The following is a 265-nucleotide window of genomic DNA, read 5'->3' on the forward strand; positions in this document are numbered from 1 at the left end:
TAGGTATTCATCTAAATCCATGTCGTAACGCACGTCGACCGCCGTTTTTAACGGTGCGGTATACATTAATGAACGGGCAATTTGGTGCGCGGTCTCTTCCGTAACCCCTTTTTCCATGTAAAAATTTGCCACTAATTCATATTCAGCTTCCGGATCAGCCTTTAGCCGGAGCTTTTCTTCGCCCACGGCCGCTTTTTCAGTATCGCGTTGGGAACTTACCGAAGCATATTCGCCCGCTGACATCGAAAAAGCACATGACAAAAGG

At 47.2% G+C, this 265-nt stretch carries 1 protein-coding gene; it reads right to left on the bottom strand.

Annotated features, from left to right (window positions below):
- A partial coding sequence (locus tag GUI70_RS25830) for a VIT1/CCC1 transporter family protein (RefSeq protein ID WP_272952936.1) occupies positions 1-261 on the bottom strand: 261 nt, incomplete at its 3' end.
- Between the last annotated feature and the right edge of the window lie 4 nt (positions 262-265).

This window comes from Deinococcus alpinitundrae (assembly GCF_009982895.1).
Lineage (GTDB): Bacteria > Deinococcota > Deinococci > Deinococcales > Deinococcaceae > Deinococcus > Deinococcus alpinitundrae.